32 protein-coding genes are annotated in these 25,264 nt (G+C 67.9%); 18 read left to right on the top strand and 14 right to left on the bottom strand.

Annotated features, from left to right (window positions below; all coding sequences use genetic code 11):
* Nucleotides 1-14: 14 nt before the first annotated feature.
* The gene (locus EG854_RS08735) at nt 15-1,217 is read right to left on the bottom strand and encodes an efflux RND transporter periplasmic adaptor subunit (RefSeq protein ID WP_123287721.1); all 1,203 of its coding nucleotides are present in this window, start codon (nt 1,215-1,217) and stop codon (nt 15-17) included.
* A gap of 176 nt (nt 1,218-1,393) precedes the next feature.
* Between EG854_RS08735 and EG854_RS08730 the strand changes: the two genes are divergently transcribed.
* From EG854_RS08730 to EG854_RS08695, 8 genes are all read left to right on the top strand, one after another.
* A complete protein-coding gene (locus EG854_RS08730) occupies nt 1,394-1,969 on the top strand; it encodes a TetR/AcrR family transcriptional regulator (RefSeq protein WP_123287720.1) in 576 nt (191 codons plus the stop codon).
* 50 nt (nt 1,970-2,019) lie between these two features.
* Nucleotides 2,020-2,280 carry an aa3-type cytochrome c oxidase subunit IV gene (locus EG854_RS08725; RefSeq protein WP_241153187.1) on the top strand — a complete coding sequence of 87 codons (261 nt, stop codon included), beginning with the start codon at nt 2,020-2,022 and terminating at the stop codon, nt 2,278-2,280.
* A gap of 120 nt (nt 2,281-2,400) precedes the next feature.
* A complete protein-coding gene (locus EG854_RS08720) occupies nt 2,401-3,534 on the top strand; it encodes a Re/Si-specific NAD(P)(+) transhydrogenase subunit alpha (protein WP_123287718.1) in 1,134 nt (377 codons plus the stop codon).
* Nucleotides 3,534-3,878: an NAD(P) transhydrogenase subunit alpha part 2 gene (locus tag EG854_RS08715; protein WP_123287717.1), complete on the top strand. Its 345-nt coding sequence runs from the start codon at nt 3,534-3,536 to the stop codon at nt 3,876-3,878. The genes EG854_RS08720 and EG854_RS08715 overlap by 1 nt, the downstream gene beginning before the upstream one ends.
* Before the next feature lie 3 nt (nt 3,879-3,881).
* Nucleotides 3,882-4,166, top strand: a complete 285-nt coding sequence (locus EG854_RS08710; RefSeq protein ID WP_241153186.1) for a hypothetical protein — start codon at nt 3,882-3,884, stop codon at nt 4,164-4,166.
* Entirely contained in the window at nt 4,163-4,498 is a 336-nt protein-coding gene (locus EG854_RS08705; RefSeq protein ID WP_123287715.1) for a nucleotidyltransferase domain-containing protein, read from the top strand. The genes EG854_RS08710 and EG854_RS08705 overlap by 4 nt, the downstream gene beginning before the upstream one ends.
* A complete protein-coding gene (locus EG854_RS08700; protein ID WP_164461970.1) occupies nt 4,498-4,842 on the top strand; it encodes a HepT-like ribonuclease domain-containing protein in 345 nt (114 codons plus the stop codon). Before EG854_RS08705 ends, EG854_RS08700 begins: the two co-directional genes overlap by 1 nt.
* Nucleotides 4,839-6,254, top strand: a complete 1,416-nt coding sequence (locus EG854_RS08695; RefSeq protein WP_123287713.1) for an NAD(P)(+) transhydrogenase (Re/Si-specific) subunit beta — start codon at nt 4,839-4,841, stop codon at nt 6,252-6,254. Before EG854_RS08700 ends, EG854_RS08695 begins: the two co-directional genes overlap by 4 nt.
* Nucleotides 6,255-6,633: 379 nt before the next feature.
* On the opposite strand, the gene EG854_RS08685 is transcribed toward EG854_RS08695, so the two are convergent.
* Complete coding sequence (locus EG854_RS08685) at nt 6,634-6,915, bottom strand: DUF2442 domain-containing protein (protein WP_123287711.1); 282 nt, start codon at nt 6,913-6,915, stop codon at nt 6,634-6,636.
* Nucleotides 6,905-7,180, bottom strand: coding sequence for a DUF4160 domain-containing protein (locus EG854_RS08680; RefSeq protein ID WP_123287710.1), 276 nt, complete (start codon nt 7,178-7,180; stop codon nt 6,905-6,907). The genes EG854_RS08685 and EG854_RS08680 overlap by 11 nt, the downstream gene beginning before the upstream one ends.
* A 47-nt stretch (nt 7,181-7,227) precedes the next feature.
* On the opposite strand from EG854_RS08680, the gene EG854_RS08675 reads away from it, so the two are divergent.
* From EG854_RS08675 to EG854_RS08665, 3 genes are read left to right on the top strand one after another with little or no spacing between them, the layout of a single operon-like run.
* A complete protein-coding gene (locus EG854_RS08675) occupies nt 7,228-7,641 on the top strand; it encodes a cupin domain-containing protein (protein ID WP_123287709.1) in 414 nt (137 codons plus the stop codon).
* A 3-nt stretch (nt 7,642-7,644) separates the two neighbouring features.
* On the top strand, nt 7,645-8,436 hold the full coding sequence (locus EG854_RS08670; RefSeq protein ID WP_123287708.1) for a hypothetical protein: 792 nt from the start codon (nt 7,645-7,647) through the stop codon (nt 8,434-8,436).
* A gap of 39 nt (nt 8,437-8,475) precedes the next feature.
* The gene (locus EG854_RS08665) at nt 8,476-8,898 is read left to right on the top strand and encodes a DUF1801 domain-containing protein (protein WP_123287707.1); all 423 of its coding nucleotides are present in this window, start codon (nt 8,476-8,478) and stop codon (nt 8,896-8,898) included.
* On the opposite strand, the gene EG854_RS08660 is transcribed toward EG854_RS08665, so the two are convergent.
* Together EG854_RS08660 and EG854_RS08655 are read right to left on the bottom strand one after the other, a co-directional pair.
* On the bottom strand, nt 8,883-10,388 hold the full coding sequence (locus EG854_RS08660) for a tetratricopeptide repeat-containing sulfotransferase family protein (protein WP_123287706.1): 1,506 nt from the start codon (nt 10,386-10,388) through the stop codon (nt 8,883-8,885). The two genes, EG854_RS08665 and EG854_RS08660, sit on opposite strands and share 16 nt — an antisense overlap.
* Before the next feature lie 69 nt (nt 10,389-10,457).
* Nucleotides 10,458-10,703 (bottom strand): hypothetical protein, encoded by a 246-nt coding sequence (locus EG854_RS08655; RefSeq protein WP_123287705.1) that lies wholly within the window; start codon nt 10,701-10,703, stop codon nt 10,458-10,460.
* 104 nt (nt 10,704-10,807) lie between these two features.
* Here EG854_RS08655 and EG854_RS08650 point away from each other — a divergent pair, with 104 nt between their 5' ends.
* From EG854_RS08650 to EG854_RS08645, 3 genes are all read left to right on the top strand, one after another.
* The gene (locus EG854_RS08650) at nt 10,808-11,785 is read left to right on the top strand and encodes a helix-turn-helix transcriptional regulator (protein ID WP_123287704.1); all 978 of its coding nucleotides are present in this window, start codon (nt 10,808-10,810) and stop codon (nt 11,783-11,785) included.
* 11 nt (nt 11,786-11,796) lie between these two features.
* On the top strand, nt 11,797-11,925 hold the full coding sequence (locus EG854_RS13385) for a hypothetical protein (RefSeq protein ID WP_260155209.1): 129 nt from the start codon (nt 11,797-11,799) through the stop codon (nt 11,923-11,925).
* 515 nt (nt 11,926-12,440) lie between these two features.
* Nucleotides 12,441-13,046, top strand: a complete 606-nt coding sequence (locus tag EG854_RS08645; RefSeq protein WP_123287703.1) for a hypothetical protein — start codon at nt 12,441-12,443, stop codon at nt 13,044-13,046.
* An 8-nt stretch (nt 13,047-13,054) separates the two neighbouring features.
* On the opposite strand, the gene EG854_RS08640 is transcribed toward EG854_RS08645, so the two are convergent.
* The gene (locus EG854_RS08640; protein WP_123287702.1) at nt 13,055-14,476 is read right to left on the bottom strand and encodes a helix-turn-helix domain-containing protein; all 1,422 of its coding nucleotides are present in this window, start codon (nt 14,474-14,476) and stop codon (nt 13,055-13,057) included.
* A 159-nt stretch (nt 14,477-14,635) separates the two neighbouring features.
* On the opposite strand from EG854_RS08640, the gene aceA reads away from it, so the two are divergent.
* Nucleotides 14,636-15,916 carry an isocitrate lyase gene (aceA, locus tag EG854_RS08635; RefSeq protein ID WP_123287701.1) on the top strand — a complete coding sequence of 427 codons (1,281 nt, stop codon included), beginning with the start codon at nt 14,636-14,638 and terminating at the stop codon, nt 15,914-15,916.
* A 15-nt stretch (nt 15,917-15,931) separates the two neighbouring features.
* A complete protein-coding gene (locus EG854_RS08630; protein ID WP_123287700.1) occupies nt 15,932-16,141 on the top strand; it encodes a hypothetical protein in 210 nt (69 codons plus the stop codon).
* A 59-nt stretch (nt 16,142-16,200) separates the two neighbouring features.
* Here EG854_RS08630 and EG854_RS08625 read toward each other — a convergent pair whose 3' ends face one another.
* Nucleotides 16,201-16,890 (bottom strand): murein L,D-transpeptidase catalytic domain family protein, encoded by a 690-nt coding sequence (locus EG854_RS08625; protein ID WP_123287699.1) that lies wholly within the window; start codon nt 16,888-16,890, stop codon nt 16,201-16,203.
* Nucleotides 16,891-17,015: 125 nt separating this feature from the next.
* Here EG854_RS08625 and EG854_RS08620 point away from each other — a divergent pair, with 125 nt between their 5' ends.
* On the top strand, nt 17,016-18,344 hold the full coding sequence (locus EG854_RS08620; RefSeq protein ID WP_123287698.1) for a metal-dependent hydrolase family protein: 1,329 nt from the start codon (nt 17,016-17,018) through the stop codon (nt 18,342-18,344).
* A gap of 3 nt (nt 18,345-18,347) precedes the next feature.
* Here EG854_RS08620 and lpxK read toward each other — a convergent pair whose 3' ends face one another.
* From lpxK to EG854_RS08600, 4 genes are read right to left on the bottom strand one after another with little or no spacing between them, the layout of a single operon-like run.
* The gene (gene lpxK, locus EG854_RS08615; RefSeq protein WP_123287697.1) at nt 18,348-19,358 is read right to left on the bottom strand and encodes a tetraacyldisaccharide 4'-kinase; all 1,011 of its coding nucleotides are present in this window, start codon (nt 19,356-19,358) and stop codon (nt 18,348-18,350) included.
* Nucleotides 19,355-20,641 (bottom strand): 3-deoxy-D-manno-octulosonic acid transferase, encoded by a 1,287-nt coding sequence (locus tag EG854_RS08610; protein ID WP_123287696.1) that lies wholly within the window; start codon nt 20,639-20,641, stop codon nt 19,355-19,357. Before EG854_RS08610 ends, lpxK begins: the two co-directional genes overlap by 4 nt.
* The gene (locus EG854_RS08605) at nt 20,638-21,330 is read right to left on the bottom strand and encodes a lysophospholipid acyltransferase family protein (protein ID WP_123287695.1); all 693 of its coding nucleotides are present in this window, start codon (nt 21,328-21,330) and stop codon (nt 20,638-20,640) included. Before EG854_RS08605 ends, EG854_RS08610 begins: the two co-directional genes overlap by 4 nt.
* Nucleotides 21,327-23,153, bottom strand: a complete 1,827-nt coding sequence (locus EG854_RS08600; protein WP_123287694.1) for an ABC transporter ATP-binding protein — start codon at nt 23,151-23,153, stop codon at nt 21,327-21,329. The genes EG854_RS08605 and EG854_RS08600 overlap by 4 nt, the downstream gene beginning before the upstream one ends.
* 89 nt (nt 23,154-23,242) lie before the next feature.
* Here EG854_RS08600 and EG854_RS08595 point away from each other — a divergent pair, with 89 nt between their 5' ends.
* On the top strand, nt 23,243-23,908 hold the full coding sequence (locus EG854_RS08595) for a fused DSP-PTPase phosphatase/NAD kinase-like protein (RefSeq protein ID WP_123287768.1): 666 nt from the start codon (nt 23,243-23,245) through the stop codon (nt 23,906-23,908).
* Between the two features lie 10 nt (nt 23,909-23,918).
* Here the strand turns inward: EG854_RS08595 and EG854_RS08590 are convergent, their stop codons facing one another.
* The 3 genes from EG854_RS08590 to EG854_RS08580 all read right to left on the bottom strand — a co-directional run bounded on the left by EG854_RS08590 (nt 23,919) and on the right by EG854_RS08580 (nt 25,263).
* Nucleotides 23,919-24,680: a hypothetical protein gene (locus tag EG854_RS08590; protein ID WP_123287693.1), complete on the bottom strand. Its 762-nt coding sequence runs from the start codon at nt 24,678-24,680 to the stop codon at nt 23,919-23,921.
* Nucleotides 24,681-24,734: 54 nt separating this feature from the next.
* Nucleotides 24,735-24,941: a hypothetical protein gene (locus EG854_RS08585; protein ID WP_123287692.1), complete on the bottom strand. Its 207-nt coding sequence runs from the start codon at nt 24,939-24,941 to the stop codon at nt 24,735-24,737.
* Between the two features lie 64 nt (nt 24,942-25,005).
* Complete coding sequence (locus EG854_RS08580; protein ID WP_123287691.1) at nt 25,006-25,263, bottom strand: DUF4170 domain-containing protein; 258 nt, start codon at nt 25,261-25,263, stop codon at nt 25,006-25,008.
* Nucleotide 25,264 lies beyond the last annotated feature (1 nt).

Genomic DNA, 25,264 nt, shown 5'->3' with positions numbered 1-25,264 from the left:
CCGGACTTTCCCGCTTAGCGGCGTTGGGGCAGGGCGCCCGCCGGTGTGGCGATGGCGGCCGGCGGGGCGCGGGTGACCTGGGCCTGGGTGTCGGTCGGGGTGCGTTCGATCTCGACCGTCTTTGGCGTCACCGGCTGGCCCGGACGGGCGCGCAGCTGACCGTTGACGATCACCCGGTCCGTGGCCTCGATCCCCGAGCGGATCACGCGCAAGCCGTCGGACAGCGGTCCCAGCTCGACCGGCCGGGCCACGACCACATTCTCGGCATCGACGACATAGACGACGCGGCGCGCCTGATCGGTGGCGACGGCGGCATCGGGCACCAGCAGCGCCTGATAGGGGGCGGCACCGGCCACCCGCGCCTGACCGAACAGGCCGGGCTTCAGGAAGCCGTCGCCGTTCTGCACCACGGCGCGCAGGCGGATGGTGCCCGACGCCGGGTCCACGGCGTTGTCGGAGAAGTCGACCGTGCCGCTCCAGCGGAAGCCGGTCTCGTCCTGAAGGCGGATGCGGATCGGGGCCGAGGTGCCGTCGCGCGCATCGCGCTGATAGCGCAGCGTGACCGCTTCAGACGCCTCGAACACAAAGTGGATGGGGCTGGAGGCGACGATGGTCGTCAGCACATCGGCGGCGGATGACCCGCCTCCGACCAGATTGCCGGCATCGACGCGGCGGTCCGAGACGCGGCCCGAGATGGGCGCGGTGACGCGGGTGAACTCGACGTCCAGTTCCCGACCGCGCACGGCGGCCCGGGTCGAGGCGACACCGGCCTCGGCGGTCTGGACGGCGGCGCGTTTCTGATCGACCTCGGCCTGCGACACGGCCTGGATTTCCAGCAGCGATTCGGCGCGGGCCAGCTCACTACGCGCCAGAGCGACCTGCGCTTCGGCCTGCGCGGCCTGGGCGCGGGCCGAGGCCAGCGCCGCCAGCGCCGGGCGCGCATCCAGGGTGAACAGCAGCTGCCCCTTGCGGACAAACTGCCCGTCGCGGAAGTGGACTGCCTGGATATAGCCGCCGACCCGGGCGCGGACGTCCACGCTCTGCGGCGCTTCGAAGCGCCCTGTGAACTCGTCCCAGTCGACGACCTGATCGACCAGCGGGGTCGCGACCGACACCTCCGGCGCCGGCGGCGGGCCCTGGGCCTCGCTCCGGTCGGTGCATCCGTACAGCAGGCTCGTGATCAGCACGGCCACGGCCATGATCTTGAAATGGCGCATCTGCGCAGTCTCCGGCGGCCGGGCAAGCCGGCTCAGTCAGGTTGGAAAGCGGCACGGCGCGAACGGGGAGGAGGCGCGGTGTCAACGACGGGTGACTTAATGGTGATCTCTGTTTCGCTTGTCAACAGCTGATGACAAAGCCATATAGGCCGTGGGGACATTAATCGGAGACCGGATTGGCCTTTCCTGTATGCGGCCCACGCCCGCGCAACGCTGCCGCCACGCGCGCCTCGATCCTCGAGGCCGCGCAAAACCGTTTTGCGCGCGAGAGTTATGACGATGTCGGCATGCGTGACATCGCCGGGGACGCGGGCGTCGACCCGGCCCTGATCGTCCGCTATTTCGGCTCCAAGGAGGGTCTGTTTCGCGCGGCCCTCGATCACTGCCACGAGGGCTCGACCCTGCTCGACGGGGACCGCGAGACCTTCGCGACCCGAATCGCCCACGAGATCGTTTACGGCACCAAAAGCCCCAAGAAGATGCAGGGCCTGCAGATCATCCTGCGCTCCATGTCTTCGGCCCGCGCCATGGAGGTGGTCCAGCAACAGTCCTGCGAGCAGTTCATGAACCCGCTCACCACCTGGATCGGGGGCGACCACGGCGCGGTCAGCGCCCGCATGGCGGCGGCCCTGATGATGGGCATGACGGTCTCCAAGGAGATCACCGGCGGCCTCGACCTGAGCGAGGCAGAATGTCGCTCTCTTGAGCAGAGACTGGCCCGCGTGCTTCAGGATATCATCGACGGCGCTTGAGCCCGACGGCCCTGTCGGTATAAGGGCCGCACACCAGACCTTCCGACCGGATGATCCGCATGGCCACCCCCGAGACCGAAACCACCCACGGTGACTACCAAAAGGGCACCCAGCCGGTTCACGAGCAGCAGGCGACCTATTCCCTGTTCATGAGCCTGGCCAAATGGGGCTCGCTGCAGATCGCGGTGGGCATCACCTTCTTCGTGCTGTGGCTGCAGCCGGGTGGCAGCATCGTCTTCGGTTTCGTCGCCGCTCTGGCCCTGGCGGTGATCGGCTACTTCGCGCTCAAGTCCAAGCCCGCGAAGCACTGACCCCGAGACACTCGACAGGGGGCCGTTTTCGCGGCCCTTTCATATAAAACCAGCGCTTTACCGTGGGGGACCAGACAGCCTAGGCTGTCTGTGAACTGTCCACCCCACGGAGGGATTCGCTTGGCCGTCACTATCGCCGTGACCCGCGAACGCCGAGATGGCGAGACGCGCACTGCCCTGACACCCGACATGGTCAGAAAGCTGACCGGTATGGGTGTGACCGTCGTGGTCGAGACCGGCACCGGTCTGGGCTCCTCCATCCCCGACACCGCCTATGCCGAGGCGGGCGCGACCGTCGCCCGCGACCTCAAGACCGCGCTCACCGGCGCCGACATCCTGATGAAGGTGCGCGGCCCCACGGCCTCCGAGATCAGCGCGTTGCGGCCCGGCACCGTGGTCGTCGCCCTGCTCGACGCCTGGCGCGACAAGGACACCGTCCAGGCCCTGTCCGGCGCGGGCGTCACCTCCTTTGCCATGGAATTCGTGCCCCGCATTTCCCGGGCCCAGGTCATGGACGCCCTGTCGTCCCAGGCCAACCTCGCCGGCTACCGCGCGGTGATCGAGGCCGCAGCCGCCTATGGCCGAGGCTTCCCCATGATGATGACGGCGGCGGGCACGGTGGCCGCGGCCAAGGTGTTCATCATGGGCGCGGGCGTCGCGGGGCTGCAGGCCATCGCCACCGCCCGGCGTCTGGGCGCCGTCGTCACCGCCACCGACGTCCGCCCCGCCGCCAAGGAACAGGTCGAGTCGCTCGGCGCCAAATTCGTCGCCGTCGAGGACGAGGAGTTCAAGGCCGCCGAGACCGCCGGCGGCTATGCCAAGGCGATGTCCGACGAGTATCAGGCCAAACAGGCGGCCCTGACCGCCAGCCATATCGTCAAGCAGGATGTGGTCATCACCACCGCCTTGATCCCCGGCCGCCCGGCCCCCCGTCTGGTCACCGCCGCCCACGTCTCCTCGATGAAGCCCGGCTCGGTGATCGTCGATCTGGCCGTCGACAACGGCGGCAATGTCGAAGGCATCAAGGCGGGCGAGCTCGCCACCACCGCAAACGGCGTCACCCTGGTCGGCTGGACCAATATGCCCGGCCGTATCGCGTCGGACGCCTCCAGCCTCTACGCCCGCAACCTCGTCGCCTTCGTCGCCCTGATGCTCAAGGACGGCATCCTCGCCGTCGACCTCGACGACGAAATCCTCAAGGCCGCCGCCGTCACCCACGGCGGGGCCATCGTCCATGAAGGAGTGAAGGGCTGATGGAACACGTCCCCGTAGACCCCACCGTCTTTCGTCTGGCCATCTTCGTGCTGGCCATCTTCGTCGGCTATTATGTGGTCTGGAGCGTCACGCCGGCGCTGCACACGCCGCTGATGGCTGTGACCAATGCCATCTCCAGCGTCATCATCGTCGGCGGCCTGATCGCCGCGGCGGCCGTGTCCGAGGCCTCGGGCATGAACGGCTGGATCGCCAAGGGCGCCGGCGTCGCGGCGGTGACGCTGGCCAGCGTCAACATCTTCGGCGGCTTCATGGTCACCCGCCGCATGCTGGCCATGTACCGCAAGAAGGAACGCCCCGCCGCCGCTCCGAAGTCGGCCGCCTGACGCATGATGCAGCCTGATCCCACCCAAATTGCCGAAGTCGGCGCCTGGATCGCCACCGGGCTGGGCGCGGGCATGTGGATCTGGATGTTCGTCAAGGAGCGCGACCCCATCCGCCGGGTGCGTCTGAACGACTGCGGCGTGGTGCTGGTGTTCTCGGCCATCCTGACGCGGGTGGTGATCGACGGTCGCCCGCTGGACCCGTTCGACTGGGCCTTTCTGATCCTCAGCCCCCTGTTCATCGCCGCCGCTCTGTGGCGCCTCGCCCGCACCCAGGGGATGGGGCGATGACCGGTCCGGGCATGGAGGATACCGTCCGTGCCTTCGAGGGCGCGCCCCTGCTGGATCATGTGCTCGCGGTCCTGCGCGACTATCAGGCTGCAGCCCATGCGGTGGGGGCCGAGTTCGTCGGTGTTGTCGGTTCGGTCGCCCGCGGCGAGGCAACCGACGACAGCGATGTCGATGTGGTCTTCGACGTCGTGGGGCAACTGGACTACTGGCGACTGGGCGGGCTTCAGCAGGACTTGCAGGACGCGGTCGGCCGCAAGGTCGATCTGGTGGACCGCGCGATGATGATTCCGGAGCGATGGGCCTGGATGTCCCGGGACCTCGTACCGCTGTGATGAACCCGGCGATCCGTTTCCTGCTGGAGGATATCGTCGCCTACGGCAGCGAGGCCCTCGATATTGTCGGCGACCGTGACGCCGGGACCATTCTCGCGGATCGCCTTCGCGAGCATGCGGTGTTGCGAACGGTCCAGATCGTCGGTGAGGCCGCCGCCCAGATCCTGAAGACCCAACCGGAAGGGATCGCGGACCTGGAACTGCGGGACGCGGCTGGCTTCAGGAATGTGCTTGTTCATGGCTACGCAAAGGTCCGCATGGAGCGCGTGGTCGAGATCGTTCGCCGATCGCTACCGCCGCTGATCGCGGGTGCCCGTACCGTCCTGGGGGAAGAAATCGAATGACCGCATCCCTTGCCGCCCTGGCCTATCTGGTCTCCGGTGTCCTGTTCATCCTGTCCTTGCGCGGGCTCTCCAGCCCCGAGACCAGCCGACGGGGTAATACCTTCGGCATGGTCGGCATGGCGCTGGCCATCGCCGTGACCCTGGCGACGCTGGGCCTCACCGATGCGCTGGATCCCCTGACGCTCGGCCTGATCGCGGGCGGGGTGATCGTCGGTGGCGGGGCCGGGGCCCTGATCGCCGCGCGGGTGCAGATGACCCAGATGCCCCAGCTGGTCGCCGCCTTCCACAGCCTGGTCGGCATGGCCGCCTGTCTGGTCGCGGTGGGCGCCGTCTATGCGCCGGTCTCGTTCGGCATCGCCACGCCCGACGGCGGCATAAAGATGCTGTCGATCATCGAGCTGTCCCTCGGCCTCGCCATCGGCGCCGTCACCTTCACCGGCTCGGTGATCGCCTTTGCCAAGCTGAACGGCAATATGTCGGGCGCGCCGATCCTGCTGCCCGCCCGTCACCTGATCAATATCGGTCTGGCGCTGGGGCTGGTGTTCCTGATCGGTGTCCTGATCGGCACGGGCGGCACGGCCACCTGGGCCTTCTGGGGCGTGTTCGCCATCGCCTTGATCCTTGGCGCCACCCTGATCATCCCCATCGGCGGGGCCGATATGCCGGTCGTGGTCTCCATGCTCAACAGCTATTCCGGCTGGGCCGCCGCCGCGCTGGGCTTCACACTGGAAAACATCGCCCTGATCATCACCGGCGCCCTCGTCGGCAGTTCGGGCGCCATCCTCAGCTACATCATGTGCAAGGGCATGAACCGCAGCTTCATCTCGGTGATCCTGGGCGGCTTTGGCGGTGACAGCGGCCCGGCGGGCGCCGGCGCGGTCGAGACCCGCCCCGTCAAACAGGGCTCGGCCGAGGACGCCGCTTTCATCATGAAGAATGCGTCCAAGGTCATCATCGTCCCCGGCTATGGCATGGCCGTCGCCCAGGCCCAGCACGCCCTGCGCGAAATGGCCGACAAGCTCAAGGAGGAGGGGGTCGAGGTCAAATACGCCATCCACCCCGTCGCCGGCCGGATGCCCGGCCACATGAACGTGCTGCTGGCCGAGGCCAACGTCCCCTACGACGAGGTGTTCGAGCTGGAGGACATCAACGCCGAGTTCGCCTCCTGCGACGTCGCCTTCGTCATCGGCGCCAACGATGTCACCAACCCGGCTGCCAAGACCGACCCCCAGTCGCCGATCTACGGCATGCCCATCCTCGACGTCGAAAAGGCCGGCACCGTCCTGTTCATCAAGCGCGGCATGGGCAGCGGCTACGCCGGCGTCGAGAACGAGCTGTTCTTCCGCGACAACACCATGATGCTGTTCGCCGACGCCAAGAAGATGGTCGAGGGGATCGTGAAGGGGCTGTGAACGTGAACTTAGACCAGTGCGTGGAGCACCAGCTGGCCTGAGATGGCACCGCCCATGAGCAACGTGAAGAGCGCGCCAATGACCAGGAGTAGACTCAGCACCCAGCACCAACCCCACTCGCTGTGATAGGCCAGCCTGTATTGGTACACGTAGGCGGCGATGGCGGCGGTTATCGCGCAAGCAAGCGAGCTTCCCAGCCAAATCATCGCCCATCTCGTGAGCAGGAGCGTTTGGGCTGTCACGTCATCGACCTGTGCAGCGAAGGATAACAGGGCAACGAGCGCGCCAGCAGCAGTGGTTATAAGCGAGGTTATGACGACACGACTCCAAGAGAGCGCGCCCTCCGCTTGGACTGGATCGACGTGACGCGGAGTCGTGCTCAAGCCGCCACGCTCTCAGCCTTCAACGCACCCGCCCCTGCCATGTCCCGGTACAGCGCTTCGGGGCTCCAGTCGTAACCATTGGGCCAGGTCAGCGCGCCGTACTCCAGGAACACGCGGTCGAAATAGGCCGGGTCCTCGAAGGCCCGGGTCAGGGGCGTTCCGCGCCGAGCCAGCTCGGAGAAATCCCACTCGCCTGCCTGACCGTCACTGAACCACAGCTTCAGGCGATAATCGCCGAGCCTCTGCAGCTTCCTGACTTTAACAAGCTCAGATGTCATGGTCGGTATCGGGTCCGGGGATTCGCTCTGGTGTTTCGTCGTTCCGCACGGCCGTCCATGCAGCGTTCAGCTCACGACCATACATCAGAATCCAATTCTCGACGATCTTGCGCTGTTTCCTGCCTAGCCTGCCATCGATCATCTTGCCGGTTGCGATGTCGAACCTGGCCTCCAACCCGCCGTGGTAGGCATGAACGTGAGCGGGCGCATGATCGTTGAAGTACATGCGGATCGCGATGCCATAAAAGAAGGCGATGGTGGGCATGGCTTTGCCTAACACGGTTAGATTGCATCGGCTATGACTCCCCCCATATGACCCCCGCCGACATCATCGCCCTGCTGGACCTCGCCCCGCACCCGGAGGGTGGGCATTACCGCGAGACCTTCCGCGATCCGCGCTTGGTCGACGGGCGCTCGGTCGGCACGGCCATCTACTTCCTGCTGACGGCGGGCGAGCGGTCGAAATGGCACCGCGTCGACGCGACCGAGATCTGGCACCACTATGTCGGGGCCCCGCTGGCGCTGGACATCGACGGTATCGGTCGCCTGATCCTCGGCCCGGATGTCGAGGCCGGTCAGCAGCCCCAGATCATCGTCCTGACCGGCAAATGGCAGGCCGCCGAAAGCCTCGGCGACTGGTCCCTCGTCGGCTGCACTGTGGCGCCCGGATTCGAGTTTGCCGGATTCGAAATGGCCGACGATGATGCGCCGCAGGGGAGAGCCTGACCCATGTCCGAGCTGACGACCAAGAGGGCTGACCCGGCAAACAGGTCGGTCTGGCGCGGCCGTGGTTGGGGAGCCGCTGTGGTCGTCGTCGCATTTCTGGGCATGGTGCAAGGGACGGCCCAAAACTGGGGGCCATGGTCCCGGTTCCAGTCGGAGCTTGTGGGGGCGCCAATTATTGGTTGGCAGCATTCATCGCAATGGGTGGAGGTTGTCGGTTTTGTCTTGATCGGGTGGAGCGTGGTGGTGGCCGTTCTCGCTGCCGAGGGCCGCAGGCCCCGCTGGGTCTGGAGTTGGGGAGGGCTGGCAATTGTGGCGCTGATCAGTCTCAGCACCAGCCTTGCCGCTTCGCGAAATGGCGTGGCGCTCTATGCGGACCGGCTTGTCTGGCGTCAGGGCATCTTCTCCGAACTCCGAACCACTTCACTCTCGGAGATTACCAGTCTGAATATCAGCTGCGAGATGGTCCGCCCCTATAGAAGCTTTGATCCCAATAAACTCGTTGATCACTCCGTAGTGAGCATTCGCCTGAACGATGGAAGCCTGGTCGTGCTTGAGGATGGGATGACAGGTTACCGACACTCCGCATTGTCACGCCATCGACTTCCGGTCCTCATTAGACAGCTTGGTCATCTGCCGAGACAGGTAGACTCAGCTGACCCTCGTTGTGTGGATCTGATTGTTTTGCGGTTCGAGCCGCAGGATCAGCCCTATGTCCGGTCCTTGTTTTCAGGGGATGCGGTGCGGGCATCCTTGAGCCGTATCCCTGAGCGTGAGACGATCCACTGGGGGCGATAGGTGGCCTGCCGCTCGCAACATTTCCCTTGAGGCTGACCCATGTCCGAGCTGAAAACACTGCCGACCGATGCCTCGGTCGAGGAGTTCCTCAACGCCGTGCCCCATTCGGGCCGCCGTGCCGACGGCATCGAACTGGATGCCCTGCTGCGCGACCGCACCAGTAGCGCCCCGGTCATGTGGGGCCCGTCGATCGTCGGCTATGACCGCTATACCTATGTCAACACGACGAAAAAGCCCGCCGACTGGCCGATCATCGGCTTTTCGCCGAGGAAGGCGAACCTGACGCTCTACATCATGCCGGGCTTTGCCGAGCGGCCCGATCTGATGGACGGGCTGGGCAAGTGCAAGACCAGCGTCTCCTGCCTCTATCTCAACCGGCTGGCCGATGTGGACCGCGACAGGCTGACGGCCCTGATCGACTGGTCGATCAAGACCATGCGCGAACGCTACGGCGTGTCGTAATCCACGCCGGGCCCGTAATAGGTCTCGAAGAAGGGCTTCATCGGCGCCTCATACCGCTTCCACGCGGCCTTGGAGGAGGCATACAGCGGCTGGCGCACCTGGGCAAAGCTGGCGGTGGTCACGGCCCGGTCGGTGGCGTGGAAATCCCGCACCTGATCCTCCCAGTCCAGCCCGGCGTGATCCAGAATGCGCCGCATCCAGGTGTCGGGATCATCGACCAACTGCTCATAGGGCACGGTCAGCAGGGTCTCGGGCGGCAGGACGCGGGTCCAGTGTTCATGCAGCCGGTCCTCGCCCCGGAAATGCCGGGCGATGTCGGTCAGCGACCGGGTCCAGTCGGCCCCCTTGACGAACCGGGTGCGGAAGCACGACCAGGCGATCCCGGCCGGATGCCGGCGCAGCCAGATGAATTTGGCGTTCGGCAGGCACTGATGGATCAGGCCCAGAAACCGCGTCTGGTTCAGCGTCTTGTCGATCACCCGGCCTTCGGTGCCGAACCGCTCGTCCATCAGGTGCAGATAGGCCCGGCCAATCCGCGTGGCCAAAGTCTCTCCGCCGGGCTGGGCAAAGGCGGCGCGGACGGCGTCGGGCGTATAGCCCTGAACCGACATGGCCGCATGGCGGAACAGATTGACCTCGGCCCCGTCGTGCACCGCCGAATGGCTGACCAGAATCTGCTCGACCAGGGTCGTCCCCGAGCGCGGCAGGCCCAGGATAAAGATCGGCCGGTCGCTGTCGATGTCGCTCTTCGGCAGGCTGTCGATGAAGGCGCGGTCATAGCCCCTCACCACCTGATCGACGAACAGGTCTGACTGGTCGGCGTTAAAGGTGCTGTCCGGCATCTGCAGCTGGCCGGCCTCGTGGAAGGCGGCGAACGCCTTGTCCGTCTGGCCGGTGTCGTCATACGCCTTGCCCAGCGCATACAGCAGCACCACCCGGTTCAGCCGCCGCTCGGGCGCATGACCGATCCGGACGGCCAGCGCCTCCATCGCCGGGATGTCGGGATCGTCCGCCGTGAACTTCTTGATGCCGGCCAGCACCGCCCAGGCGTTCTCGGCCCCCAGCGCCACGGTCGGCAGGTCCAGAATCCGCCGCAGATTGGCAATCGCTGCCTCATTGTCTCCGAACTGCACCTGACAGGTCGCCAGAAAATGCAGCGCAGCCGGATCATTGGGCCGCTCGCGCACCAGCGCCTGGGCCTCGCGCAGGGCCTCCTCCGACCGCCCGTTCTGGCTCAGCAGATTGGCATAGGCCTGACGCGACTCCGGCGTCGGCGCCGCGGCGATATTGCGGCGTGCGGCGGCCAGCGCGATCGACACCTCGCCCATGGTCGCCGCGAGTCGCGAGACCGAGGCCCATTTCGTCCCGATCGGCGGATCGGCCTTGATCGCCCGCGCCAGCTTGTCAGCCGTGGTGTCGCGGTCGCGGGCCTTGAAAGCCTCGACCGCCTCATTGATCAGGCGGGCGCCGTCCTGGTGGGCCGTCGTCATACAGGTCTGTCCTCCGTAAGCCGACGAGGGCTAGCGGCCCCGGCCCCGGATCGCAAGCGCGCTCGCGGATCAGGCGGCCATCGCCGGGATCCAGCTGTCCTGATCGCTGATGCCGGGGGTCCAGCGCGCCTCGTCCCACAGCTGGTCCTCGACCGTATAGCCCGCGGTCGCCGACAGGGTGATCACATCGACCACCTGTTCTTCCAGCCGGTCCCAGATGACCGCCAGATCGCTGCAGCCATCGGCGTCGCACGGCACCGTCAGATAGCGGTCGGCCAGGCGGGTCGGGCGGGGGGCGGGGGTCGCTTGGAACATGGGTCTGATCCTTGTTTGCGGGGCCGGATCGCTCCGGCGCTTGATGACAAAGATAGAATGGCGCACACATACGTCAGAAACGGTCGTAGGCATCCGGAGCCTCCATGCGGCACGACAAGGCAGCGCTGATCCTCGACCTGGCCCGCCGCCTTGCGGCCAGTTCCGAAGGCCTGTCGCTGGACGACATGGCCCGCGACCTCGCCGTCAGCCGCCGCACGGCCGAGCGCATGCGCGATGCCGTGCTGATGATGTTCCCGGCGGTCGAGGAGGTCTCCGATCCCCCGCACAAGCGCTGGCGCATTCGCGGCGGCCTGTCCGCCTTCGAGCAGGCCCCGACCGCTTCCGAACTGGTCGAACTGGCCAAGGCCGCCTCGGGCCTCAGACTGTCGGGTGAACCGGGCCGGGCCGCTGCGCTGGAGGGGCTGGAGCGCAAGATCAAATCGGCCATGCGCTCGACCACGCTGAACCGGCTGGCCCCGGATCTGGAGGCCCTGGTCCGGGCTGAGACCATTGCCGTCCAGGCCGGTCCCCGCCCCACGGCGGACGAGGCCGAGCTGACCCCCATCCGCCACGCTGTCCTGGCCGAGCGCCCGCTGGGCTTTGTCTACAGCCGCCCCGGCGCCCCCTCGCGCAGGCGGATCGTCACCCCCTGCGGCCTGATGTTTGGGCGGGCCAACTATCTGGTCGCCGCCGATCGCGACAGCGGCCGCATCCAGACCTTCCGCCTCGACCGGATGAGCGCGATTACGGTCGAGGAGGGCACGGCCCGCCCGCCGGAAGGCTTCGACCTTCAGGCCTTCGCCTCCCGCTCCTTCGGCATCTATCAGGACGAGGTCGAGCATGTGGAGTTGCTGATCACGCCCGAGGGTGCGGACGAGGCCCGGGCCTGGCGCTGGCACCCGACCCAGACCTTCGAGGACCAGCCCGACGGCTCGGTCCGCGTGCGCTTTACCGCCTCGGGCATGCGCGAACTGGCCTGGCATTTGTTCACCTGGGGCCATCAGGTCCGCATCCTCGCCCCCGACCGCCTCAAGACCGCCATGGCCGAGGCGCTCGACGCCGCGAAAGCGGCGTTGGGCTGACAGCCGCCATTGTGAAGCCGGCGCCCTTCCACAAGGTCGCAGGCACCTTCTTGCTGATGGTCTACTGGGTCATCGGCGTCTGGGTGATGCAGGGCCGCCTCAAAGCCTTGCGGCACAAGCTTGAGGCTGCACCGGAGTAGCGATCCCGCACCCTTTGTCATCCCGGACGCCCCGCAGGGGCGATCCGGGACGGCGGTCCCTGCACTCCATCCCTCCCGGAAATCGCTTGTGCGATTGTCCGGGAGACGGCCCGCCCCATCCGCCCGTCTCCCGGACAGCCGTTCCGTCTTCCGGGATGCCCATAACCACAGGAGCACCGTCCCGGATAATCGCTGACGCGATTTCCGGGATGACAATCCGAAACCTTCACCCACACCGCCGCCCCCTCCGTCACGACGCTTGCGCGTCGCGCCACCTCCCCATGCAATGGGGAGGAGATGAACTGGGCGGCCCCGACCCTTAGGCCTCCGCCGTCGCCCCCCGCAGGCCCTCGCTGTGTCCTCCGTGGCTTTTCTTCGCTGTGGTCGCTGTGATGAACCCCTGACCGGCAGCCGCATCAATGCCCTCAGACGCCGCGCACGCCCGGGCCCCCATCGGCCCTGCGGGCCACCCCCCCCGTCCGTTTTTGACGCACCCGCGTGCCAGCCTCCCCGGCATGACACAGGCTGCTCCCTCTCCCCCCGCCCCCGACGACGTCTGGAGCGTCGCGCGCGAGGCCTATCTGGCAGGGTCGACCGCCGCCATGGTCTGTCGCGAGCTGGCGCTGTCGCCGTCCACCTTCTGGCAGCGCGCAGCGCGTGAGGGGTGGTTGCGTCGCGACCATCCGCGCCGCGCCGCCACCCTGCCGCCGCCCGCGCCGGTCAAACTCGACGATCCCGTCGACGATCTGTGGACCGCGCTCGACAAGGTCTGGCACCGCATCTGCGCCGCCCTGGATGCCGGGGATGCGGCCGGGGCCGCGCGCTGGACGCGGGTCCATGCCCAGCTGAAGGCCACGGCGACCGCCGAAAACCAGGCCCGGGCCGCCGACCGCAGGCGCGCCGCCCATCAGCAAAGCCTCGATGCCCTGCGCGAAAGCGAGGCCATCGTACGCGCCGCCGAGGCCCATATGGCCGCCCTCCACGCCCGGCAGGCCGTCTCGAAAGTGGAGAAAGTGGAGTCTGTTTTGCGGGACTCCACGCCACCCCCGGCGTCACAGCCCGCCCCACCCCTCAACCGCGCCCAGCGCCGCCGCCTGCAGAAGCGCGGCGGCGGCCCTTGATCCCCGTGTCAGGCTTCAAACGGATAGGGGCTGACCGACTTGGTCCAGTCGTCGACCGCCAGCGGCCGGTCCAGCGGCGGGGCGGCGCGTTCGGCGCAGGGGTGGCGCAGGCACAGCCGGCAGGCCGGGCCGATCGGCGTCACCTCGGGCGCGGCCAGATCGAGGCCCCGGCTATAGACCAGCCGCGGCGCATGCTTCAGCTCGCACCCCAGTCCGATGGCCAGATCCTGCCCGCCGTCGTCGGCTCCGTCCCCCTGCCGCCCGACCGTGCGCGCCAGGGTGAACCAGCGCCCGCCCTCCGGCGTCTCGATGATCTGGGTGACGATCCGCCCGGGCGTGCGGAAGGCCGCATGCAGCCGCCAACGCGGGCACGCCCCGCCAAAGCGCGAGAACGGAAACGCCCCCGAGGCATAGCGTTTGGAGATATTGCCCGCCTGATCGACCCGCATCAGGAAGAAGGGCACCCCCCGCGCCGTGGGCCGCGACAGGGTGGTCAGCCGGTGCGCCGCCTGTTCAAACGACACGCCGAACCGGGCCGTCAGCCGCCCGAGGTCATAGGCGGTGTCCTCGGCCGTCGCCTGAAACGGGCCGTAAGGCATCAGGGTCGCGGCCGCCAGGGTGTTGGTCAGCGACACCTTCAACAGCCGCCGGGTCGCCTCATCCGGCGGTCGCGCGGCTCCGGTCATGGCCTCCAGCTCGGCCCCGTGCTCGCTCAGCGCCAGCTGATAGGCGACGGCAAAGGCCCGCGACGACGGCCCCAGCGTCTCCGACAGCAGCAACCGCCGCCGGTGCGGATCGAACCGCCGCGTCCATTCGACCATCACCTCGGCCGGCATCACCTTGACCGTCAGGTGGTGTCGCGTGGCCAGCCGCGCGCGCGCCGCCGCCTCAAAGCTGTCGTGCACCCCGCCGGCCGGGTCGAACAGGGCGGCGTTAAGCGCCTCGCCCAGCGTATCCAGCTCGGCGAAATGGTTGTTGCGCGACTGGATGTGGTCCCGCACCCAGTCGGACGGCGTGCCGGTCTCGACGCCGCCGTGCTCGGCCTCGATCCGGCTGCGGCTGCGCTGCTCGGCCAGCGACCGGTAAAGCCGGATCAACGCCTCGGCCGCGCCGGGCAGGTCCTCGCCCAGCTGCAGCATCTCGTGGCGGGGCACGCTGATCCCGGCGAACAGGGGGTCGGCGAATACCTCGGCCAGTTCGGCCTCGCCGACGCCTCCCTGATTCAGGGCGCGCAGATCGACGTCATAGGTCTCGGCCAGTCGCAGCAGCAGCTGCGCCGTCACCGGCCGCTGGTTCCGCTCTATGTGATTGAGATAGCTGGGGGAAACGCCCAGGTCGGCGGCCATGGCCGTCTGTGTCAGGTCCAGCTCGCGCCGCAGCCGCTTGAGGCGCCCCCCGAGAAACAGCTTGCGATCCGGCGTCTGATCCATGGCCGCAGTTTGTCACATTATGACTGGAATGCAAGTGTCATGATGTGACGAAATGTCAGGAATGCGACCGCTTTTCGTGTATAAATCGTGACTGTCGCGTGTTTCCTTCCTCGCAACCGGTGGCCGCGCGCCGCCTGCATCCAAGACGAGGGACTACCCATGACCACTTTCGCCGATTTGGTGCCGTCGCCCAAGGGCCGCTTTGACGGGATTGAACGCCCCTATACGCCGGAAGACGTCCTGCGCCTGCGCGGTTCGGTGACCCCGGCCCAGACCCTGGCCCAGCGCGGCGCCGACCGCCTGTGGGAGCTGCTGCACACCGAGCCCTACATCAATGCCCTGGGCGCCGTGACCGGCAACCAGGCCATGCAGATGGTCCGCGCGGGCCTCAAGGCCATCTACCTCTCGGGCTGGCAGGTCGCCGCCGACGCCAACACCGCCGGCGCGATGTACCCGGACCAGTCCCTCTATCCCGCCAATGCCGCGCCCGAGCTGTGTCGCCGCATCAACCGCACCCTGCAACGCGCCGACCAGATCGAGCATGCCGAGGGCGGCGCCAAGCGCGACTGGTTCGCCCCGATCGTCGCCGACGCCGAGGCCGGCTTTGGCGGCCCGCTGAACAGCTTCGAGATCATGAAGGCCTTCATCGAGGCGGGCGCCGCCGGCGTCCACTTCGAGGACCAGCTGGCCAGCGAGAAGAAGTGCGGCCACCTCGGCGGCAAGGTGCTGATCCCGACCCAGGCGCACGAGCGCAATCTGGTCGCCGCCCGTCTGGCCGCCGATGTCATGGGCACCTCGACCATCACCGTCGCCCGCACCGATGCCGAATCGGCCCAGTTGATCACCTCGGATGTGGACGAGCGCGACCACCCCTTCATCAACCGCGAGGATCGCACGCCCGAGGGCTTCTTCCGCCTCAAGCCCGGCACCGGCCTTGACCACTGCATCGCCCGCGGCCTCGCCTATGCCAACATCGCCGACCTGCTGTGGTGGGAGACCTCCCACCCCGATCTCGACGATGCGAAGAAGTTCGCCGAGGCCATCCAGAAGAAGCACCCCGGCAAGCTGATGGCCTATAACTGCTCGCCCTCCTTCAACTGGGAGGCCAAGCTGGACAAGGCCACCATCGCGAAGTTCCAGCGCGAGCTGGGCGCCATGGGCTACAAGTTCCAGTTCGTCACCCTGGCCGGCTTCCACAGCCTCAACAACGGCATGTTCGAGCTGGCCTCGGGCTATCGCGACCGCGGCATGGCGGCCTATTCCGAGCTGCAGCAGCGCGAGTTCGCCAATGAGGCCACCGGCTACACGGCCACCCGCCACCAGCGCGAGGTCGGCACCGGCTATTTCGACCAGGTCGCCACCGTCATCTCGAACGGCCAGTCCTCGACCACGGCGCTCAAGGACTCGACCGAAACCGCCCAGTTCGTCGCCGCTGAATAAGCAAGGAACCCACCCATGGAACCGATCAAATCGACCGACGGCATCATCGACTTCTGCCTCGCCCCGCTCAGCCTCGATGGGGGCTCCGAGTCGGAGCGCGAGGTCCGCCGCCGCATGACCCACGTCATCCGCACCCTTCAGGCCAAGCTGGCCGGCCCGGTCGCCGTCGACTTCTCGAACATGCCCTCACAGGTCATCAACGAAGCCGCCCACGGCTATGAATAACTGATCCTCCCCCGCTTGCGGGGGAGGGGGACCGCGTAGCGGTGGAGGGGGCGGAACGCCTAGCTGAACGCGAACAGCAGGCGGCCCTCGCCCATCCGCTCACGCAGGCCCGGCAGGTCGGCGTGGGCGACCGAGAAACAGCCGTACGACCGGCCCAGCTTGCCTTCGCGCTCGAGGAAGTCCGGGTCGGCATAGTCGGCGCCGTGCACGATGATGGCCCGCTCGCGCGCCTTGTCGTTCGAATACTCCAGCCCGTCCAGCAGGACATTCGGCCCCTGCTGCGGACCCCAGTTCGGGCCTGCGGTCACATAGGACCCGACCGAGGACATGAAGCTTTCTGGCGTGTTCGAGAAGGCGCGCGGCACACCCGTGTGCTCGGGGTCGGATCCCCGACCGTGGCTGGTGCGCATGGCCGTGACCGTCCCGGCCAGCAGATCTACTTCATACAGGCGCGGCTCGGCCGAATGCACCTTGAAGTCGACCAGATACATGCGGTCCCGTTGCGGGATCTTGCGGTGGTGGATGTCCAGCGCCGCCATGGCCCGGTCCATCACTTCCTTGCGCACCATGCCCTTGGGATCGAGCGGCGCCGGGTCACCGGACAGAACGACAGGCGCGACGGCGGGGGTCGGCACCGGTTCCGGCATGACCAGCGGCGTGGCCAGATCGACCGTACTGGCGGTGGCGGAAGAGCATCCCGCCATCAGCGCGGAGCCCCCCAGGATCAGTCCTCGTCTCGATATCCGCATGCGACGCCCTCTTGCGGTTCAACGATCATGACAGGTTGTTTCAAATCCGTACGGCCATAGCAACCTGAGCCTTGGCGAAACCTCCCAAGGGCCTATGGTGCAAGCCTCATACCGGGGAGGTGGAAATGCGTTCGATCCTGATGGCCCTTGGCCTGTTGCTGTTGTCGGCCGTGCCCAGTCTGGCACAGCAAGGCGCGGTCCCGACTGGCCTTTCTCCTGATGGGGGAACGACGTTCCTGCAGGTCGGGCGTCTTCTGGCCGATCCGGGAACCGGCAGAATTCTCACGGATAAAACTGTTGTGATCACGGACGGCCGGGTGGTCGAGATCCGCGACGGGTTTTTCGTTAACGAGGCTGAGGTAGGCCGCATCATCGACCTGCGCGACGCCTTCGTCCTGCCCGGCCTGATCGACAGCCACGTCCACCTGACCAGCCAACAGAGCCCGACCGGCCGGCTGGATGCCGTCACCCTGTCGACCTCGGACCGGGCCATGATCGGGGTCCGCCACGCCCGGCTGACCCTGATGGCCGGCTTCACCACCGTGGCCGATCTGGGCGGGGCCAATGAGGCCGTCTTCGCCCTGCGCGACGCCATCCGGCGGGGCGATGTCATCGGCCCGCGCATCATCGCCTCGGGCTCGTCGGTCTCGATCCACGGCGGCCATGGGGATGCCAACGGCTACCGCGACGAGGTCCTGCACGTCCTGTCCTCACCCAGTATTTGCTCGGGCGTCGACGACTGCATGCGGGCCGTCCGCGAGCAGGTCCGCGCCGGGGCCGACGTCATCAAGATCACCGCGACCGGCGGCGTCCTGTCGAACACGGCCGCCGGTCTGGGCCAGCAGTTCACCGAGGCCGAGCTGGCCGCCATCGTCGAGGCCGCCCACCGCATGGGCCGCCGCGTCACCGCCCACGCCCACGGCGCCGACGGCATCAATGCCTTCCTGCGCGCCGGCGGCGATTCGATCGAGCACGGCACCTATCTCGATGACGAGTCGATCCGCCTGATGCGCGACAGCGGCGCCTGGCTGGTCCCGACCCTGATGGCCGGGGACTATGTCGCCCGCGTCGCCTCGGGGCCCGACAACTTCTTCACCCCGGCCCAGACGGAAAAGGCCCTGCAGGCCGGGCCCCTGATGCTCGACATGGCCGGTCGCGCCCACCGGGGCGGGGTGCGGATCGCGTTTGGCACTGACTCGGGTGTCTCGGCCCACGGTGACAATGCCCAGGAGTTCGCCCTGCTGGTCCGCGCCGGCCTGACCCCGCTGGAGGCCATCCAGACCGCCACCGTCAATGCCGCCGAACATCTCGGCATCGCCGATCAGGCGGGCCGTATCGCGCCCGGCATGCCCGCCGACCTGATCGCCGTCTCGGGCGACCCGCTCAGCGACGTCACCGTACTCGAACGCGTCACCTTCGTCATGAAGGGCGGGGTGGTGTACCGCTCGGAGTAGGGCTCAGCCCCCGCAGGTCCGGGCCAGCAACGCATCCAGCGCCGCCTCGTCCTCGAAGCGGGCGCGGACGGGCCAGGCGGTGACGCGGGCGCGCCAGTCGGGGGGCAGGCGCACCCAGTCCTTTTCGGTCGTCACCAGTCCGGCGTCGAAGACCGCCGCCCGCTCGGCCAGAGCCCTTAGCTCGCCTTCGGCATAGGCGGCGTGGTCGGCGAACGGGGCAAAGTCGACCAGATCACAGCCGGCGGCCTTCAGCGACCGCTCGACCTTCCACGGCTTGGCGATGCCGGCAAAGCCGATCAGCGGTCCCGGCGGCGGCGGCCCCGCCGGCTCCAGCCGCGCGATCAGAACGGGCAGCGCCCCGAACAGGGCCAGAAGCTCCGGATCGGGCGTCGGAAGGTCGGCGGGCATCAGCACCACCACCGCATCGGCCCGGGCCAGACCCGTCGCCAGCGGCTCGCGCATGGGGCCGGACGGGAACACCGCCCCGTCGCCGAATGGCCATTCGTCGTCGCGGGTCTCGCCGTCAACGATGATCAGGCTGAGGGTCTTGGTCAGCGTCGGGTTCTGGTGGGCGTCATCCAGCACCAGCGCCTCGGCCCCGGATGCGACGGCAGCGTCGGCCCCCGCCGCCCGGTCCCGCGCGATCCAGGCGGGCGCCACCTGCGCCAGCATCAGCGGCTCGTCGCCCACGTCCTCCGCCGTGTGCGCGCCAGGATCGACCCGCACCGGACCCTCCAGCCTGCCGCCATAGCCGCGCGACAGGGCGTGGGCCGCGACGCCGCGTGCTTTCAGCCGTTCCAGGATCGCCAGCGCGATCGGCGTCTTGCCCGAGCCGCCGACCGTCAGATTGCCGATCGAGATGATCGGCACGCCGGGGTCATGGGGCACCGTCCGGGCCATCCGCCGCGCGGTCGCCGCCGCCCAGATCCACGAGACCGGACGCAGCAAAAGCCGGGGCAGAACGCCATATTTGCGGTCGCGGCGGTACCACCAGCGCGGGGTCGAGATCTTCATCGGCGGCCTCCGGCGGGGGGCAGCAGCGGTGCCATCGCCTGCCAAAGGACTTCCAGCCCGCCGTCGGCGCCCGCCGCGGCCTGTTCGGCCTGCCGGCCCAGCTGGCGGGCCTGATCCGGGTCTGCCAGCAGCGCGGCCACCCGGGGCGCCAGACGCGACAGGTCGGTGATGATCTCCAGACCACCCGCGTCGGCCATCGTCCCGGCGATGCTCCAGTTGCTCATGTCCGGCCCGGTCAGCGTCGCCCTCGCCAGCCGCGCGGGCTCCAGCGGATTATGGCCGCCGACGGGCGCGCGTCCGATCAGCGGACCAAAGGCGCCGCCCAGAACCACGACCTCGGCCAGCCTCAGGAACAGGCCCATCTCGTTCAGCGTATCGGCCAGATAGACGTCCGTGTCCGCGCCGGGCATCTCCCCCCGCGACCGCACCGCGACCGTCAGGCCCAGCGCCGCCATGTCGGCCTCGATGGTTCCCGCCCGCTCCGGGTGGCGGGGCACGACGATCAGGAAGGGCAGGGGATCAAGCGCCTGCAGCCGCTGGACCAGCGCCGCCTCCTCGCCCTCATGGGTGCTGGCCAGCACGACCACGGGCCGGTCGCCGATGGCCTCGCTCAGCCGGTCGAACGCCTTGCGGTCAAAGGGCAGGGGCGCCCCGACCAGCTTCAGATTAACCCGCCCGTCCGTCCGTCCGCCCAGCTCCGCAATCCGCCCCGCCGAGGCGTCATCCTGCGGCAGGATGCAGGCGAAGGCTTCCAGCAGCATCCGCGCCGCTGCCGGGCGCTTCTTCCAGCCCCTCGCGCTGTGTTCGGTGATCCGCGCGCTGGCCAGCATCAGCGGAATGCCCCGGTCCTGCGCCTCCAGGATCAGGTTCGGCCACAGCTCGCTCTCGACAAACAGGCCCAGCGACGGCCGCCAGTGGTCGAGGAATCCGCTGACCGCCCCCGGCGTGTCGACTGGCGCATACTGGTGGATCACCCCCTTGGGCAGGCGCTGGGCCATCATCCGGGCCGAGGTCAGCGTCCCCGTCGTCACCAGCACCGACAGGTCCGGCCGCCGCTCGGCCAGCAGGGCAATGACCGGCAACAGGGACAGGCTCTCGCCCACGCTGATGGCATGCATCCAGACCAGCGCGCCGGCGGGCCGCCCGGCCGCGGCATGGCCCAGCCGCTCCTCGATGCGCGCGGGGTCTTCCTTGCCCTTCCGCGCCCGGTACGCCAGCACATGCGGCGCCAAGGGCTCCAGCACCCGCGTCGCCAGCCGATAGGTGCGCAGCAGCAGGCTCACGCCGGGTCCCTGCTCAAGCCTGTCAGCCGGTCGGCGCGCGCCTCGACCGCGTTCAGCCGGTCGGTCCACTCGGCGGTGACCTCGTCCATGTCGCCGTCCTCGGGCCAGTCCACCCGGTCCCAGACCACCGCCCCCTTGCCGAACGGCAGGGGCAGCACCGCCCGGTCCCAGCTGTTCAGCCGGATGGCCGGATTGCACGACACCCCGATCAGAAGCACGGGCGCACCCGACATCCGGGCCAGCGTCGGCAGGCCGGGCGCCATCACATTGACGGGTCCGCGAGGGCCGTCGGGCGTGATCGCCAGTCCGCCCGCCTTCAACTGGCGCAGGCCGTCGCGCAACGCCTGCGTCCCGCCCTTGGCCTGTTGCCGCTTGTCCTTGTTGGCCGAAGATCCACGGATGGCGGGAAAGCCCAGCCGCGCCATGGCCCGGGCCAGAAACTGTCCGTCGGGCGACAGCGAGATCAGCCCCTTGGTCGGCTGGCCCCGTCCGTGCGGCCAGCTGGCGGGCGCGAGGCCCAGTCGCGAATGCCAGAACACCACCAGCACCCCGCCGCCCTGGTCCCAGACCGCCTCGGCGACGCCCTCATTCTCGCGCTGCCAGCGCAGGGTGGCGTAGCAGAAGGCCATCCACTGCGAGAGCAGCCAGGCGACGGCCTTCTGGATCAGGGGATTGCGCAGCGGCCTCATGCCACGACCCCGGCGGGCTGGCCGTCCAGCGCCTGACTGCGCGCCAGCCGCGAATAGAGGCCCTTCTGCGCCACAAGGTCGGCGTGGCTGCCCTGTTCCACCACCCGCCCGGCCGAGATCACATAGATGCGGTCGGCGTTCTGAACGGTCGACAGCCGGTGGGCGATCATCAGGGTGGCGCGGCCCTCCATCAGCCGCTCCAGCGCCGCCTGCACCAGCGCCTCGCTCTCGGTGTCCAGCGCGCTGGTCGCCTCGTCCAGCAGCAGGATCGGCGCATCCTTCAGGAAGGCCCGGGCGATCGCCACCCGCTGCCGCTGACCGCCCGACAGGCGCAGGCCCGCTTCGCCTGCCCGGGTCTGATAGCCGTCGGGCAGGGCGCTGATGAACTCATGCGCCGCCGCCGCCCGGGCCGCGTCCTCGATCTGGTCCTGCGTCGCGCCCGGCCGGCCATAGGCGATATTGGCCGCGAGCGTGTCGTCGAACAGGAAGGGCTCCTGCGTGACCAGCGCAATCCGGTCGCGCAGGTCGGCCAGCTTCAGCTCACGGATATCGCGGCCATTGATCGTCACCCGACCTGCCGTCACGTCATAGAAGCGGGGCAATAGGCTCAGGATGGTGCTCTTGCCGCCGCCGGACGGGCCGACCAGCGCCACGGTCTCGCCCGGCCGCACGACCAGCTCAACCTCGGACAGGGTGGGGGCACTGCCCTCGCTGAGCGGGCCATAGGCGAACGACACGCCCTCCAGCGCCACCGTCACCGGCCCGTGCGGCAGGGGCTCTGCGTCCGGCGCCTCGCGGATCTCGGGCTGGATATCCAGCGCCCCGAACAGCCGGTCGGCGGCGGTCAGGCCTTCCGACATGACGGTCTGCAGATTGGTCACCTGACGCAGCGACTGTCCCGCCGCCATCAGCAGGCCGATATAGGCGGCAAAGGCCCCGACCGTCATCGCCCCGTCGCGCGCCTGCCAGCCGGCATAGGCCATGACGGCGGCGACCACGATCATCGCCACCAGGTTCGACATCGGCCCGGCAAAGGCGCGGGCATCGGCGCTCTTGATCACATGGCGCTGGCGCCGCCCCACGACCTCGCCCACGCGGGCCTGTTCGGCATCCTCGCGGTTCTCGATCTTGATCAGGCGGACGCCGTCCAGATTCTCCATCAGGGCGGTCGACAGATTGCCGGTCTCGACCATGGCCCCGGTCGTCGCCTTCTTCATCCGCTTGCCGAACCGGCGGATGACCAGGGCGATCAGCGGCGCCCCCAGCAGCACGATCAGCGTCAGCCGCCAGTCGCTCCAGGCCATATATGCGATCACCGCAATCAGGGTCAGCGCATGCTGGGTATAGTTGACCATGCCGTTGGTGAAGGCTTCCCGCACCAGATTGGCGTCGAACAGCACCGACGAGACAAAGCCGCCCGAATGCTGCGCCCGCAGCCGCGCCAGATCGGCCCGGATCATCGCCCCGAACAGCTTGATCTGGATGTCGCCGACGATGCCGTGGCCCAGCCGGTTGACCAGCGCCGCCTGTCCCAGCGCCGCCACCGTCCAGATCAGGCCCGCGCCGACGATGATCAGGGGGATCCACAGCAGCGCCCGCCCGGGCGGCACGGTGATCACACCCCAGATGGTCACGGCCTTGCCGAGGAACAGGCCGTCGATGGCCGGCTCCAGCAGCTGCAGCACCGTCGCCGCCATGATCCCGACCACCGCCGCACACAGCATCGACAGCCCCAGCGCCGCCTTGTGCCGGGACAGATAGTCACGCCAGATCCGGCCCAGCAGCGGGCGGGCAGGTCTGGAGGATGCGTCGGGCGCGGACATGCCCTCTCGGTCGTCTGATGCCCCCTGCAAGTCAAGCGTCTGGCGAAATTGCATTGCTGCCCTTCCCGGCGAAAGGCTATCTGCCCCCCATGTCGCGCCATGATCTGTCCACGCGCCTGGGCCGCTTCAAGACCCACCTGTCCTATTGGCTCGAGGACCATGCCTTCCTGCGCGTGGCCTTTTCGAATGCCCACTGGCTGGGCCCCGATCTGGTGCGCACCAACCAGCCCTCACCGCGCCAGCTGGCCCGCTGGAAGGCGCGGGGCATCAAGACCGTCATCAACCTGCGCGGCGCGCGGGACGAGGCCTATTACTGGCTGGAAAAGGACGCCTGCGAGCGGCTGGGCCTGACCCTGATCGATGCTCCGCTGGACTCGCGCGACGTGCCGGGTCCCGACCGGGTGCACCGGGCCAGGGCCCTGTTCCAGACCATCGAATACCCCGTGCTGATCCACTGCAAGTCGGGCGCCGACCGGGCCGGTCTGATGGCGGTCTTCTATCGCCATTTCCATCTCGGCGAGCCGATCTCGGAGGCCATGAGCCAGCTGTCCAAGAAGTATCTGCACAGCCGCGAGGGCCTGACCGGCGTGCTCGACTTCTACCTCGAGAAATACGTCCACGAGATCGAACCGCAGGGCATCGGCTTCCTCGAATGGGTCGACAGCCCCGGCTATGACCCCAAGGCCATCCGCGCCGAGTTCAAGGCCGGCTGGTGGGGCACATTGCTGACGGAACGCCTGCTCAAGCGGGAATAGGGTCTACCCCCTAGTCGGCGATAATGCGGCCATCGGCCCATCCCCACATCACGCTCACAGCGCTTGGGGGGCGAAGCTCAGAGAGCTCGACCGTGAGGATCCATACGTCGCTCCCGGGGCTATCTCCGCGTAGCACCAGTGCCCAGCAATAATACCCATCCCGACAGTCGCTTTCGGCGGTCCTCACGTGGGTCAGATCGCCCGGCTTCAGAATCGCCAGCCCCTGATCCCCGGTGGGGCACCGTTCAATATTCCTGCAGCCCCATCGCACGCGTTGGTCGGTCCGCGCGTCGAGGGCCAGGGCCTCAATAATCTGCCCAGCCAGCCGGACAGTGCCCTCATGCTCTGCGTCTATATAGGCCAAGTTTCCCTGCTGGCCCCAGTGATAGCAGGCGATGTCATGGGCGATGTCCCTCTCCCGCTCCTCCGCAACGGTCTCATCCCCGCGTTCAGGTTCGACGGCCATGATCCCGTAGCTGGTCTGGGCACTAACTTCCGTCGCCCGCGGGATGCCGTCACCCCGATCAGGTCCCATGTTGATCCAGAAACGGTCCTGTTCACAGATACCCGGTGACCCTAGTGATGCGCGCATCCTTGTTTCGCCATCAAGGGCGATGCCTTCTCCCATCAAGAACGCGTCCCCGGGCCGGAGAGTGGTGTTCGATTGGAGGGCTTGCAGAACCTCGTCTGTCGACGGAACGAGGACGGTCTCCTGGGCCTGAGCGGCGGTCGCCAGCAGAGGGATGGAAAGCAGCAGGGCGCGTAGCAACATGGCAGGATCCCGTCAGCGAGCGGTGGATCACTATTGCCGTCTACCCGGTTGGGCTCAACCCCACGGACCGCCCGATCCGCCGCCGCCCTCGGCGCGGCGTTCGGCCTCGCGCCTTGCCTTGCGGTCGGCTTCCCAGCGTTTGAACCAGCGGTGGTAGCTGCGCTCACCGCGCATGACGAACACCCAGTAGATCAGGCTGGCGCACAGCAGGACCAGGGCGAACACCTGCTGCGTATCAAAGGTCTGGCCGAACAGGGTCATCGGTCGTCTCCATAGCGCAGGCCAGAGGGTCTCACGGTCCGCGCCTGGGCGCCAGACGGCGGGCTCAGTGGGCGTCGCCGCGCGGGTCGATCATCCGGTGCGCATGCAGGATGAAATAGCGCATGTGGGCGTTGTCGACCGTGGCCTGGGCCTTGGCCTTCCACGCCTTCTTGGCCTCTCCGTAGTTCGGGAAGGCGCCGACGAAGTCGATCTTCGACAGGTCGCGGAACACCGGGGCATCCAGGTGGCGCAGCTCTCCGCCGATCACCAGATGCAGCAGCTGCTCGGGCTCTTGTCCGGGGGTCTTGGGGGTGTCGGTCATG

It is taken from the genome of Brevundimonas halotolerans, from assembly GCF_003730275.1.
In the GTDB taxonomy this organism is placed as follows: domain Bacteria; phylum Pseudomonadota; class Alphaproteobacteria; order Caulobacterales; family Caulobacteraceae; genus Brevundimonas; species Brevundimonas halotolerans.
The sequence above is the reverse complement of the archived record's forward strand: the minus strand, read 5'-3'. Positions and strand labels throughout refer to the sequence as shown.

Coding starts and splice junctions, on each gene's coding strand:
- EG854_RS08735 (WP_123287721.1), bottom strand. CDS start 1,217: ATGCGCCATTTCAAGATCATGGCCGTGGCCGTGCTGATCACGAGCCTG.
- EG854_RS08725 (WP_241153187.1), top strand. CDS start 2,020: ATGATCCGCATGGCCACCCCCGAGACCGAAACCACCCACGGTGACTAC.
- EG854_RS08715 (WP_123287717.1), top strand. CDS start 3,534: ATGGAACACGTCCCCGTAGACCCCACCGTCTTTCGTCTGGCCATCTTC.
- EG854_RS08710 (WP_241153186.1), top strand. CDS start 3,882: ATGATGCAGCCTGATCCCACCCAAATTGCCGAAGTCGGCGCCTGGATC.
- EG854_RS08705 (WP_123287715.1), top strand. CDS start 4,163: ATGACCGGTCCGGGCATGGAGGATACCGTCCGTGCCTTCGAGGGCGCG.
- EG854_RS08700 (WP_164461970.1), top strand. CDS start 4,498: ATGAACCCGGCGATCCGTTTCCTGCTGGAGGATATCGTCGCCTACGGC.
- EG854_RS08695 (WP_123287713.1), top strand. CDS start 4,839: ATGACCGCATCCCTTGCCGCCCTGGCCTATCTGGTCTCCGGTGTCCTG.
- EG854_RS08685 (WP_123287711.1), bottom strand. CDS start 6,915: ATGACATCTGAGCTTGTTAAAGTCAGGAAGCTGCAGAGGCTCGGCGAT.
- EG854_RS08680 (WP_123287710.1), bottom strand. CDS start 7,180: ATGCCCACCATCGCCTTCTTTTATGGCATCGCGATCCGCATGTACTTC.
- EG854_RS08675 (WP_123287709.1), top strand. CDS start 7,228: ATGACCCCCGCCGACATCATCGCCCTGCTGGACCTCGCCCCGCACCCG.
- EG854_RS08670 (WP_123287708.1), top strand. CDS start 7,645: ATGTCCGAGCTGACGACCAAGAGGGCTGACCCGGCAAACAGGTCGGTC.
- EG854_RS08665 (WP_123287707.1), top strand. CDS start 8,476: ATGTCCGAGCTGAAAACACTGCCGACCGATGCCTCGGTCGAGGAGTTC.
- EG854_RS08660 (WP_123287706.1), bottom strand. CDS start 10,388: ATGACGACGGCCCACCAGGACGGCGCCCGCCTGATCAATGAGGCGGTC.
- EG854_RS08655 (WP_123287705.1), bottom strand. CDS start 10,703: ATGTTCCAAGCGACCCCCGCCCCCCGCCCGACCCGCCTGGCCGACCGC.
- EG854_RS08650 (WP_123287704.1), top strand. CDS start 10,808: ATGCGGCACGACAAGGCAGCGCTGATCCTCGACCTGGCCCGCCGCCTT.
- EG854_RS08645 (WP_123287703.1), top strand. CDS start 12,441: ATGACACAGGCTGCTCCCTCTCCCCCCGCCCCCGACGACGTCTGGAGC.
- EG854_RS08640 (WP_123287702.1), bottom strand. CDS start 14,476: ATGGATCAGACGCCGGATCGCAAGCTGTTTCTCGGGGGGCGCCTCAAG.
- aceA (WP_123287701.1), top strand. CDS start 14,636: ATGACCACTTTCGCCGATTTGGTGCCGTCGCCCAAGGGCCGCTTTGAC.
- EG854_RS08630 (WP_123287700.1), top strand. CDS start 15,932: ATGGAACCGATCAAATCGACCGACGGCATCATCGACTTCTGCCTCGCC.
- EG854_RS08625 (WP_123287699.1), bottom strand. CDS start 16,890: ATGCGGATATCGAGACGAGGACTGATCCTGGGGGGCTCCGCGCTGATG.
- EG854_RS08620 (WP_123287698.1), top strand. CDS start 17,016: ATGCGTTCGATCCTGATGGCCCTTGGCCTGTTGCTGTTGTCGGCCGTG.
- lpxK (WP_123287697.1), bottom strand. CDS start 19,358: ATGAAGATCTCGACCCCGCGCTGGTGGTACCGCCGCGACCGCAAATAT.
- EG854_RS08605 (WP_123287695.1), bottom strand. CDS start 21,330: ATGAGGCCGCTGCGCAATCCCCTGATCCAGAAGGCCGTCGCCTGGCTG.
- EG854_RS08600 (WP_123287694.1), bottom strand. CDS start 23,153: ATGTCCGCGCCCGACGCATCCTCCAGACCTGCCCGCCCGCTGCTGGGC.
- EG854_RS08595 (WP_123287768.1), top strand. CDS start 23,243: ATGTCGCGCCATGATCTGTCCACGCGCCTGGGCCGCTTCAAGACCCAC.
- EG854_RS08590 (WP_123287693.1), bottom strand. CDS start 24,680: ATGTTGCTACGCGCCCTGCTGCTTTCCATCCCTCTGCTGGCGACCGCC.
- EG854_RS08585 (WP_123287692.1), bottom strand. CDS start 24,941: ATGACCCTGTTCGGCCAGACCTTTGATACGCAGCAGGTGTTCGCCCTG.
- EG854_RS08580 (WP_123287691.1), bottom strand. CDS start 25,263: ATGACCGACACCCCCAAGACCCCCGGACAAGAGCCCGAGCAGCTGCTG.